The sequence below is a fragment of the Mesorhizobium sp. M0244 genome, from assembly GCF_040321795.1.
In the GTDB taxonomy this organism is placed as follows: Bacteria; Pseudomonadota; Alphaproteobacteria; order Rhizobiales; family Rhizobiaceae; genus Mesorhizobium.
Map to the genome: position 1 here is coordinate 1 of NZ_JAMYSE010000141.1, position 11518 is coordinate 11518.

The 11518-nt window shown below is 57.7% G+C and carries 7 protein-coding genes and 6 pseudogenes; 4 read left to right on the top strand and 9 right to left on the bottom strand.

Going from position 1 to position 11518, the window contains the following annotated elements; translation table 11 throughout:
• The 4 genes and pseudogenes from NKJ08_RS36575 to NKJ08_RS36590 form a co-directional block, all read right to left on the bottom strand.
• The coding region (locus NKJ08_RS36575; RefSeq protein ID WP_352786099.1) for an amino acid adenylation domain-containing protein at window positions 1–2699 on the bottom strand (2699 nt) is incomplete at its 3' end.
• A gap of 272 nt (window positions 2700–2971) precedes the next feature.
• Complete coding sequence (locus tag NKJ08_RS36580; protein WP_352786100.1) at window positions 2972–4240, bottom strand: aminotransferase-like domain-containing protein; 1269 nt, start codon at window positions 4238–4240, stop codon at window positions 2972–2974.
• Window positions 4241–5013: 773 nt separating this feature from the next.
• Window positions 5014–5559: a VOC family protein gene (locus tag NKJ08_RS36585; RefSeq protein WP_352786101.1), complete on the bottom strand. Its 546-nt coding sequence runs from the start codon at window positions 5557–5559 to the stop codon at window positions 5014–5016.
• Window positions 5560–5801: 242 nt separating this feature from the next.
• Window positions 5802–6304 (bottom strand): annotated as a pseudogene (locus NKJ08_RS36590) (Tn3 family transposase); the annotation flags it as partial.
• Window positions 6305–6354: 50 nt separating this feature from the next.
• Between NKJ08_RS36590 and NKJ08_RS36595 the strand changes: the two are divergent.
• Together NKJ08_RS36595 and NKJ08_RS39185 are read left to right on the top strand one after the other, a co-directional pair.
• Window positions 6355–6960 (top strand): annotated as a pseudogene (locus NKJ08_RS36595) (transposase family protein); the annotation flags it as partial.
• Window positions 6942–7162, top strand: a pseudogene (locus tag NKJ08_RS39185) (hypothetical protein). The pseudogenes NKJ08_RS36595 and NKJ08_RS39185, both read left to right, overlap by 19 nt.
• Before the next feature lie 293 nt (window positions 7163–7455).
• Here the strand turns inward: NKJ08_RS39185 and NKJ08_RS36600 are convergent.
• The 5 genes and pseudogenes from NKJ08_RS36600 to NKJ08_RS36620 all read right to left on the bottom strand — a co-directional run.
• Window positions 7456–8487, bottom strand: a complete 1032-nt coding sequence (locus NKJ08_RS36600; RefSeq protein WP_352786102.1) for an IS110 family RNA-guided transposase — start codon at window positions 8485–8487, stop codon at window positions 7456–7458.
• Window positions 8488–8569: 82 nt separating this feature from the next.
• The gene (locus NKJ08_RS36605; protein WP_352786103.1) at window positions 8570–8746 is read right to left on the bottom strand and encodes a PhzF family phenazine biosynthesis protein; all 177 of its coding nucleotides are present in this window, start codon (window positions 8744–8746) and stop codon (window positions 8570–8572) included.
• Between the two features lie 114 nt (window positions 8747–8860).
• Complete coding sequence (locus NKJ08_RS36610) at window positions 8861–10501, bottom strand: MFS transporter (protein WP_352508245.1); 1641 nt, start codon at window positions 10499–10501, stop codon at window positions 8861–8863.
• A gap of 43 nt (window positions 10502–10544) precedes the next feature.
• Window positions 10545–10813, bottom strand: a pseudogene (locus tag NKJ08_RS36615) (hypothetical protein); the annotation flags it as partial.
• A 5-nt stretch (window positions 10814–10818) separates the two neighbouring features.
• Window positions 10819–10995, bottom strand: a pseudogene (locus tag NKJ08_RS36620) (transposase); the annotation flags it as partial.
• A 25-nt stretch (window positions 10996–11020) separates the two neighbouring features.
• On the opposite strand from NKJ08_RS36620, the gene NKJ08_RS36625 reads away from it, so the two are divergent.
• Window positions 11021–11158 (top strand): hypothetical protein, encoded by a 138-nt coding sequence (locus tag NKJ08_RS36625; protein WP_352707606.1) that lies wholly within the window; start codon window positions 11021–11023, stop codon window positions 11156–11158.
• 238 nt (window positions 11159–11396) lie between these two features.
• Window positions 11397–11518: pseudogene (locus NKJ08_RS36630) on the top strand (co-chaperone GroES); the annotation flags it as partial.

Here is an 11518-nt window from a genome sequence, read left to right on the forward strand (position 1 = left end):
CGCCCCAGGTCACCGGTCTTATACAGCCGATCGCCTTTCACAAAGGGACTGGCGATGAACCGCTCCGCCGTCAGATCAGGCCGGTTCAGGTAGCCCCGCGCAACGCCCGCCCCGCCGATATAGAGCTCCCCCACCGCCCCGAACGGGACGGGCGCACCATGACCGTCCAGCAGGTACACCCGCGTGTTCGCAATCGGACGCCCGATCGGGACAACTGACCCATCAAAGTCATCGGGACAACTCCAAACCGTCGCGCAGACTGTTGCTTCGGTCGGGCCATAGGCGTTGACGATAGATGCCGAGGCCAGACTTCGGACGAGTTCAGCTTTCGGCAGTTCGCCAGCAAGAATGAGAACTTGCGATGCCAAACATCCCGGATCCCTGCTTGCCTGAAGCAAGGCTGGAGGTAATGTCGCATGGGTTATGGCTTCGCTTCGCAGGTAATCCGATAGCTTGTTACTCGCCTGGCGGAGCTCGTCCGCAGGCAAGTGTAATGCGGCGCCTGAGCCAAACGCCATGACAAGCTCCCAAGCACTTGCATCAAAGCCGAAGGAGGCGAACTGCACAACACGGCTATTCGAACAGGCGCCAAAAAGCCCGATCTGAGCCAACCCGAGATTGACCAGACTTCCATGCTCGACCATGACGCCCTTTGGGGTTCCGGTGGAGCCTGAGGTGTAGATGACATAGGCGAGATGGCGCGCGGTCAGGCCAATGGCGCGCGGCTCGGGATCGCAGGCGGGCAATTCGGCCCAGGCTGGTGTCGCCGTCTCCAGATCGACCACGCTCACATCGGCCAGCGCCTCGGCGCCGAGCGCAGCGCGGCCGGCCGCGTCGCAAAGCAGCAGCTTGGGTGCGGCATCATCGAGAACCTGCCGCAACCGCGCGCAGGGATAGGCCGGATCGAGCGGCAGATAGGCGCCGCCGGCCTTGAGGATCGCCAGCACACCAAGCACCATCGCCGGGCTGCGCTCCAGGCAGATCGCCACCGGCTGATCCGGCTTTACACCCAAGGCGATCAGATAGTGGGCCAGCCGGTTGGCCTGGGCATTGAGCTCGCCATAGCTCAGGCGCTCGTCCTCATAGACTACCGCCACCGCATCGGGGGCCTGGCGCACCTGCGCCTCGAACAGCTCGTGGATGCACATGTCCGACGGATAGGCCGCCGCCGTCCGGTTCAACTCCTCCAACAGGTAGGTGCGCTCGTCAGCCGGCAGGATGTCCAGATCGCGCACTGGCCGGCCTGCATCGGCCAGCACACTATGCAACAATGTTTGTAAGTGCTGCGTCATGCGGTCGATCTGCTCCGGTGCCAATCGACTTGCATCAAAATGCCATCGAAAGCTCCCATCCAGAGCGCAAAGCTCGAATGTCAGCAAATCACCGGATAGGGTTGTCTCAGAACTCGCGTTCGAAGCTAGATCGCCAGCGGCAGAACAGCTATCTGCTGTAATCGTGATGCCAATCGGCCAGGGCCGGTGCGACCGTAGCGCCTCCACACCTCGCACTGTCCGGCAGCGCGCGATAAGATCCCGGGCAAAGCTAGCGTGCGCCCTCAGCTGAGCGCATTCGCCCGCCACAGCTTTGCGCATTTCCTCAAAATCATGTGCAAGATCAATGGTAACTTCCATCGGCACGACAGAGGCGATAAGCACCTCCACCGCTTTCAAACCGGCTTGCGATCTATCCGATGCAGGCGTCCATCCCAGTTGAAGCTCTGTTTCTCCCGTGATGCGGGCGAGATAGATCAGCCAAGCCGTTACCAAGTATTCCGTGCGATCATTTGGCGACAGCTTAGCCAACGCACTTGCAATGAACCACGAACTCGACTGCCGTTTGGGCGGCGCCCCAGCTACGCACGACGACAGGAAAGGAAACTGCAATATTCTAAGCTGCTCAAGCCGCTGTCGCCAAAAATCCTCTGAAGGCGCCAGCAATTCATGGGCGGCAGTTATGCTCTGCGCCTGTTCATCGCTCAAAATTGGCAGGCGATCACCTTCATTCAGATTGGAATGCCTGGCGAGGTCTCGCGCGTCCAGCGCCTGACCATCGGAGCTGCCAAAGCAAACCTCAACATCCTGCGTACCCGTCGCCACCCGCCAGTGGCTGGAGTGGATTTCAAGCAGGCAACCTGCCGGAATGCCCGAGCGTCGAGGCAACACCTCCAGGCGTCTGACTGTGACAACCTCATCGCCTACGAGCGCCTTGGGCAGACACAATGGATTGGGATGATACGGGCCAAAGTCTAGGGCACGCGTCATCGCTGACAGGTCTTGCGCGGATCGATCCCATCGCAGACAGCCTGCCGCATCTGGGCGTCGACGTCTTGGAAAATAGCTTCTGTTCACCAGCGCTTGCGGATAGGCGGTAAGCTCTCCCTTCGCCAAACCAGTTAGAAGCTCGCGGAATCCCTCGACAGCGGCCTCATAACATTTGAGGTTCAGGGTCAGTGCCGTATCGGTGGGCGCAATCAGCACTTGGCGATGGACCACGACGTCACCCGTATCAACACCATCATCGATACGATGCCACGTGATGGCATACTCGCTCTCCTGGGCCAGCAGCGCCCAGGACGTCGCATGAGTTCCTGCATACCGTGGCAGTGGACCGTCGTGGAAATTGAAAGCACCTTGTCGCGCTCGCCCAAACACGCCCGGTGGCAATATAAGCGGATTGGCAACGGAGAAAATCCAATCCACCGGCTCCGCGTTCAGAAGAGAGCAGAGCTCGTCAACACTCGCAATACACGGGATATTGGCGCGAGCCGCCCAATCCGCGAATATAGCGTCGCCACATAGCACTACGCGAATGTCGTGGCCCACCTCCATTGCCAGCTGCGCGCAGCTGATAGCAAGCGTACCATTGCCAACAAAGACGCTGGAGGAGATTGATCGCGCTGCAGGTTGTGGCCTATCCCGATCGCCTGGTTCGCAAGCGCTTGCGCGCTCCGGTGAAGAGTGAGGTGCCATCTTCATCCCTCGGCCAGTCCATCCACTAAGCTGGGCAGTTCCCTCCCCAACCGCCGCGCCACATAGCGGCCTAAACCTGTCACACTGGTTCGGATTTGCTCGGGAGTAACCGCGCTGAATGCTAATCGAATCCGGCAGTCTTGAGAGTTATCCAACGCAAAGAAGCTCATCGGCATAACAATGACATTGTAACACCTTGCACACTCGTCCGCGCTGTCCGCGCCAAATCTGAAAGGAAGATCAAGAGACAGGAAAAAGCCGCCAGAGGGTCGATTCCATCGTATCTGCTCGGGGAAAGGCGAAAACACACTGTCCAGCTGACGCACCATGACGTCGCGATTTGAACGATACCAATCCAGCGCGGGGCGAATCCAGCCACGCAAGCTTACTGCCTGCTCCATCAAGAGTCCCGCTACAATCGCTTGTGTAATATGGCTTGTATTGAGGGTAATGAAACTCTTGAGCTGGACCAGGTTTTCCCAAAGTGCCCGGCAAGCGCGCGCGTCTCCAAATATTGTATCGGGCAGTATCGCAGCTCCCACGCGGAGAGCTGGGCTCAAGGTCTTGGAGAATGTGGACAGGTAAATAACACTTCCTGCCTCATCCAAAGCGGCCATCGGAGGGATCTCATCACCTTCATACCGAAATAGCCGATATGGATTGTCCTCCAGAACGATAATCCGATTTCTTGCGCACACTTGAAGGATATCGCATCGTGAGGCCTTATCGAGGACGCGCCCGGTCGGATTGTCAAAATCGGGAATGAGGTATAGAGCGCGGGCCCTCCGACCATTCCGGCGCAATTGTAGGACGGCGAGTTCGACTGCCTCTGCAACGCAAGGCGCTGAGTTGGACAATGCTGCAACGGCGACCCTTGCGGCCTTACCTGCACCGGTCGCACCAATATACGTGGGATTGCAGACTAGGAGCACATCCGCAGCTTCAGGGCACAGCGCGGCGAGGCAGAGTGCGAGCGCTTCCTGGCATCCTGAGGTGATCAGTACGCGATCCGCCCTCGCGGGAACCCCCTCATCAGACCGGACCTGTTGCGCAACGAGCTCGCCGATAATGCCGGCGGTTCGTCCATACTGCAGCAAGTGCGACAATAATTGCCCGCCCCCGTGACCGCCAGCTGAATAGCGTTCATATACCACTAGCGCATTCAACAGCACCTGGGGGTCGAGCTTGTCGAAGAACCGCTCACTCGGTCTGCCAGACGCCAGCGAGACTGCCGAGGGAAACGCACTCGAGACTTCGTTCAAAAAATTCATAACTGAACATTGCGATCTGTGATCCAACATCGAACCCTGCGTAGGACTATCGGCGAGCTGAGGACCACACCAGTCTCAGAGCGACGACATCATTGAGGCCCAAGGGCTCACGCATTTTCACGGTTTATTCGCCAGAATGATCAAGCTGATCAAAAAGCACCCATCGTTTGATTGATGAATCCATGCTGCGCGCTGAGTGCATGTCTTCGAAGCTGAGCCGCCTCTCAAAGCGAGAGGACTCGCACCCTATGAAGCTGGCAACCTGCGTCCACGCACACCTAGAGCTGACTGGATTTTTCTCCTCAACCGCGACCCAGATACACATGTCCACGCAAGTGCCGTGCCAAAGGAAAAATCGTGCCGAAACAATTACGTGGCGCTACTAAGATGACTAGTGTCCGACATTGTCGGATATTGGACGTAAGCATCTGAGGAAGGTTCGAGTTTGTCGCGCGCGGGCGGGTTGTCGTCGGACAGGACGATGCCAGGATCAGGCCAGAAAGCTCTAAAGGTGATACCGTGGCGATCCGGGCGGTGGAGGTACGCTGATCGAAGTCCTCGCCGATTGCTCAACCCGCGCCCACGGCGTAACAGGTCGGGGATCGCCGCTGAATGAAAGTTCAGTGGCAGCTCACCGTGCCTGGCGCAGATCAGGTGACGCTTTCCTTTCGTCCAGTTGGAATGCCACCTTCGATCAGTCTTGCGGGACCCTGGTAGGCCGGCGGGCGCGCCTGAAGTCGGATCGCGAAACCCGGGGGGCCACACCTCTTTGATCAGTATTTTCCCGACTGCTCAAGCTGCTCGAAAAGCTCTTGTACGTTGTCTTCAAGAAATGCTTCCTCTCCGTTCCGATGGATGAGTTCAAAACTTATCCCCGTATTAGCGCATCGAGAAGAGAATGCTTGTGTTAGGCCAGGTCCTTCAATAATAGTCGTGTCGAACGACAATCCCCGCGCTCTAAGCGTATTGACCGCCGCCGACACATCGTCGACAGATAATGCAACATGAGCTAGACCAACCCCGTAGTTTTGGACAAGTTGAGACACCTGCGACTCTGGCTCTGTGCCTTGGCAAAGCACAAAGCACATGTCGTTCCGAACCATGTCCGCACACACCATCCCAGTCTTCTTACCTTTTATATGCAATCGCCGCCTAAGCTTAAAACCAAGGACATCATGAAACAGGTCGATAGCGTCGTCTAGTTTATGAACCGCCAAAGCTATGTGATCAATGCCATGAAATCGAGGATTATGATGGCCATTTGCTTCGATAGATTCTTTCAGAGAGCCATCCGACGGCGAACCCACGGGATAAGTCATTTTTTGAGTCCTTCTGTTTAGGTGGACGCAGCCAATTTAACGATCGAGCCATAAGCTGTTAACAGCCTGATTACACATGAGTAGCCTCGCAGACCGGAATGGTCCGTTTTTGTGTGGTCATGGACAATTTCTGCTCAGTGTGAGCGCGTTTGTCGATGACAAGCATGTAACATGCCAAGCGGAAAAATCATTTCGGAGCAACAGAATGGGGGCAGAACAAGAGCAGTGCGAAATCTCGTACGCTAACGGGGAACAGAGCGTGAACTATGCCATAGTGCGGAAACCGGCGCATACGATCCCTGTGGACTCATGGCTCGCCGGGTTGGGGTCGGTAGCCTAAGAGTTCGAAAGCCTTCGGGCATCTGATGCTCGGTGTCCCAGGTGTAGATGCCTGTCAGGTTGATATGTTCCCAACTCAGCGCGAGATATGCTTCAACAGCTATCTGGAATGTTTCGCCCCCCTCGTTTCAACTGTGTGGCCCGCGCGGTCGAGATAGACCGTGTTCCAGTGTACGATCGCGCTGACGACGAGGTTGAGTCCGGATGCGCGGAACGCCTGGCTCTCGAACGAACGATCGCGAATTTCGCCTCGCTCATGGAAGAACACGGCGCGCTTGAGCTTGTGTGCTGCTTCGCCCTTGTTGAGGCCGGCTTGGCAGCGTGCCGGGCTTGAGTACCATTCAATCATGAATATGGATCGCTCGATCCTGCACAGTTCCCGCAGCGCCCTTGCGAGTTGGCTCTCACTTTGTGTGGTTCATCGGCTGTTAGCGGCAAGATCGCTAATGGGCGGGCATGCGAACGAAATCAAAATGGTCGCCCGGCCCAGGGGTCAAAGTTCTGGGCGTCGAGCTCACTGATGATGACAGTTGGGTTGTTTCCGCTGCCGGACCAGCGATCGGCATTTGCCCCGATTGCGGACGGCGAAGCCGAAATCGGCATGGGTGGTCCAGCCGCAGCCTTCAGGACCTTCCGGTCCAGGGTAAGGCTGTGACGGTGAGGCTCCTGCTGAGCCGCTGGCGATGCGCACATGAGAAATGTGAATGACAAACGTTCACCGACCGACTGCCGACGGTTGCTTCCCCTTATGCGCGCCGGACGACAAGGGTCGTGGAGATTGTCGGCCTGCTCGGCCATAGCACGGGCGGCCGTCCTGGCGAGCGCCTCATGCAACGGCTCGGCATGCCGGTCAGCGACGACACCATCCTGCGGCAACTGAAGCGTGATGCCGCGGTTGCTCACTGCGCCTCCGAGATCCGGGTGGTTGGCATCGATGACTGGAGCTGGCGACGCGCGACACGATACGGGACCATCATGGTCGATCTCGAGCGTCGCTCGGTTGTCGACATTCTGGACGACCCCAGCGTCGATAATGCAGCCAGGTGGCTGCGGAACCATCCCTTCTCGCAGAGCAATTCGGATTGGCCCCTTCGGACTTCGGACGCGAGTTCCGCACCGGAAGCGAACGGTTCCGGATCACGGCATCGATCCAAAGCGGCCACGCTACTCGATCTCCGCTGAGCGAATTCCCGACCGCAGAGGATTCAAATTTGCCCCCGAAAATGTCGCCATGCTCCTCCAACCCGAGGAGAGCAAGCCGTGAAGTTCTCCGATTGTTCCGCAAGTTGGCCAAAATCGCATATGTGGAACGGCCCGCTTGGCAAGATATTTCCTCATGTATTTCCCAAATATGGACGGTGCAGTCATATGTCCGGCCTGTTTTCTGGCAGCCACGGTCACGATGAGATCCGCGGAGCAAATCGCCTAATCAGCTTCTCGCGCTGTAACGCGCCTGCGATTTTGCGGTCTGATTTGCTTCGGGATGTCGTCCCGTTGGGTCATCACAATTGGCACCTTGCCTGCCTCTCCGACCGACTGGCCAGAAAGCTCTAAAACCTAAGCTTGGGCGATCATCTTCGCTCCTCTATAGTTATCGCCGTGAACGAGAAGAGCCCAGATGATGCGCGCGATCTTGTTTGCGAGAGCGACCGCGACAACCTTGAACGGGCGGCGCAATATCATCGCCGCTATCCATGGTGATGCCTGGAGGCCACGACGGGCGAGCTTGAGGACCGACGTTGCTCCAGCGACAAGCAGCGTGCGCAATTGCTGGTTTCCGCGCTTTGAGATCGAACCGATCCGTTCTTTTCCTCCGCTGGAATGTGCGCGTGGTGTCAACCCAATCCAGGCAGCAAAGTCCCGACCGGTTTTAAAGCCGGCAGGATCAGGGACTACTGCCCGGACGGTCGCCGCAATGATCGGACCCACGCCGGGGATCGCCGTCAAGCGTCGGGCGTTGTCATCTTTTCTTATAGCCTCAAGGATTTTTCGATCGAGCCTTTCAATGCGTGCCGTCACGGTCTCGATTTGCTCAACGAGCTCTTCCAAAGCCATTCGCGCTGCACCCGGCAATCTCAGGTCACTGTCGTCGCGTACTATGGCGGCAAGGCGGACGATTCCGACCAGACCGGTCGCCCTGACAATGCCCAGTTCGGCAAGATGAGCTCTCAGGGCATTGATTGTTTGAGTGCGCTGGCGGATAAGCAAATCTCGCGCTTTGAGCACCATTCCGGCAGCCTGCTCGTCCTGTGTTTTTACCGGAACATAGCGCATGGTCGGCCGCGTGACTGCCTCGCAGATAGCTTCAGCGTCTGCAGCATCGGTTTTGTTGCGTTTGAGGTAGGCCTTCACGTATGCGGGTGGCATCATCCGAACCGTATGACCCAGGGCCTGAATTTCCCGAGCCCAATAATGCGCGCTGCCACAAGCTTCCATACCCACGAGGCAAGGCTGCAACTTGCGAAAGAAGTCCAGAACCTGCGACCGACGCAGTGTACGGCGTACAATCATGGGTCCTTCTTCGGCTATGCCATGAACTTGAAAAACGGATTTGGCCAGATCAAGCCCGACTGTGGTAGTCTTCTCCATGGAGCGGTCCTTCCTTTTTGTGGCGTTTCAACACGACCACGTTAGGCATTCGATGCCGTTTGAGAAGGGCCGTTCCACCTCATCAGCTTCGGGCCGAGTAGGCCTGCAAGACAAAGCTCGTCTCGGAGGAGTTGAACTCCGGTGCAACCGCCTGCATCTGATCAGTTGTCAAGTTGTCCGAACCGAGCACCACTGCTAGCGGATTGCCGCCGAACCGCGTTCGCGTGAAAACATCAACGATTTGATAGGTCAGCAACAAGGGCCTCTCCCACAGCCTTTGTGTGGTACGAGCGGCATTGGCTTAAGCCAGTCAAATCAGACATTTCGCCGACGGTGATCGCGTCTGTTCATCGGCTAACAGCTCATCACGACGTCACCTCGGAGGACGAGAAAAGACTGTTGAGCGGGTACGAGCTGCCTCGGTCGTTCGTTCGATCGAAAGCACTGTGTGCGGAGGAAGTTCGCCATCATGCAGCGCGAGAAGATGTTCGTCTGCTTCCTTATCCGCGGCCGTGAGCCGATGGTTCAGACGCAGAAAGTCCATCCAGGTGGGCGTGCGGAATGTCTCTGTCCAAACCGAAGGCGTTTGAAGGTTTCGTTGGAGCGTCCAGTTTCGTGCGCCGGCACGGCTAAGAGCGTGCCGCTTTGTGCGCATGCAGCCGAGAAAGGCGTCGATATTCTTCTCGGATATGAAATAGTCGACCTTGGCAACGATCGGGCCACTCCTTGGCTTCAGATCGAGTGCCAGCTCGGGTGCGGGAAAATCCGAACTTTCCTGATCCGTTTCTTCCCATGGACGTATCGGCAACAGTATCCCCGCTGCTGCAACCAGCAACAGAGCCCCCGCGGCACCCTCCAAAGCCCAGGTCAAGGAGTAGTTCTGCGCGACGGACCCCCAGATCCAGCTGCCGGCGGCCATACCGCCAGCGCTCAAGGCGTAGTAGATCGAGAGCGTGCGGCCGACTACCCACCTTGGGCTTGCCAACTGCACCGACACGTCAATGCCCGTCCAGGTGATCAGCCAACCCGCGCCCCCGAGCGCCATAAAAATTGCTGCCACAGCGACCGACGAGGTCAGTGCCAGTGAAAGGCAACATGCTGCGCAAGCGACAGAGGCGAACGCCACCAGCCTGTTTTGAGACGTGATCCGCCTCAGGAAGCCGTTGCTCATGCCCGCGATGAAAGCGCCTATGCCGAAGCCGGCCAACAGAATACCGTAGACGATCGGCCCGCTTGCCAGCTTGTCCCGGACGACGAGAGGCAGCAGCGCGAGGATGGAGATGCTTGCCAAGCCGAAAAGGGCTGCACGGGCGATCGCCGACCTGATCTCCAGGGAGATCACCGTGAAGCGCACTCCGTCATGAATCGCCATCGTCATTCTCTCACGAGGGAGAGGCGAAGAGCGAACTTGCCATTTGGTGCGCCATATTGCGCTTAGAGGCGCCACATCACTCAGCGCGGCCAAAGCGAAAGCGGCCAGCGGTCCAAAGAAGGCCAGGATCACGCCCCCCAAAGCCGGACCAACGCTGCGCACAATGTTGTATCCGACAGACATAAGTGTCACAGCAGCCGGAATGTCGCGCTTGTGGAGGATATCGCCCACGGACGCATGCCAGGCCGGATCAGTTAACGCGAAGCCGCAGCCAGCCAGGAAACCCAATCCGAGTATCAGCCAAGGATGGACAAATCCCAGACCCACTGAAACCATCAGCGTCGTTGATGCCAATGCTATCAAGCAGTGCCCCGCAAACATCACCCATCGGCGGCTGAAGTTGTCGGCGATGGCTCCCGCGAGGATTGAGAGGAAGAATACCGGTAATGTGGATGCGGCCTGCACGAGCGCGACCAACAGATCCGAAGCCGAAATGGTGACCATGAGCCAACTGATGGCGACTGTTTGCACGAGCCATCCCAGGCTGGATATCTGTGTAGATATCCAGATCGAACGAAATACCTGGTTCCGAAGCGGGGCGAGCGTCGTTGGAACGGACGGATGAGGATTTTCGTGCTGCACGTTTTTTTACCTTCGAGGAGCCGATTGTTTAACACGGCTGCCACTATTGCCTTTTAGTCTTTACGATGTTGAGCAATGCGTCAGTAGTTTCAGGCATGACCGAGCACTCGCTTCCGCATGCTCTAAGTTCACCCTTGGGCCCGACATATCGGTTTAAGATGACGCGCTCAATCCCGAGTTCTTAGCAGAGATCGGGGTCGGAAGTGTCGCATTGAGCCACATAGCAGACTGCGCGGGGCGAATATCCGTCTTGGCGAGCGCGAATTTCCTGCCTCCTTTGCGGCCGCGCGCCCCGGCTGCGGCGTGTCCGGCCAACCTCGCCAGTTGAAGTAGGTCGTCTGGCTGATTCCCGCCCGCCGACAGATCTCCGCGACAGGAATCCCGTCCGCTCCCTACTTCAAAATAAACGCCTTCTGCGCGTCCGAAAACTTCGATGCCTTCTCCGCTCCTCCCCGCCAAGGGACGCTACCGCGGAAAGCTCCACTTTCGAACAGTCCAGTTTTCAGGGGTCAGAGCAGCATGATCTGCTTCCTGATGCGCGCCGACCCGGAGGATATCCGCGCGGCGCTCTTCGCCGAAAAGTCACTGGGCGAACTGCCGTTCAGGCCCTTCCCCTCCGGCCACACCAGGCAGGCGCCGCTGGCGGAGATGTCTTGAGCCGGAGGGGACGAGCTACTGGCAGCAAAGATGCAGAAAGAGCTTTCTCCTGACATAAAGAGGCCTGCTGCTTCCGCGCCGATTCCAAATCTTTTGCTCCTCGGCCGTCCCTATTCCGTCTTGACTAGTACGAACCTACTACCTATCTCACGGTCGCGTTAGCACTCGCCACAGGCGAGTGCTAACCACGCTCCGGCAACGGAGAACCGTTCAACATCCGCACCAGGGAAATCCAAAAATGGCAAAGTCGAATTTCCGGCCGCTGCATGACCGCGTGGTCGTACGCCGGGTTGAATCCGAATCCAAGACCGCGGGCGGGATCATCATCCCCGATACGGCTAAGGAAAAGCCGCAGGAAGG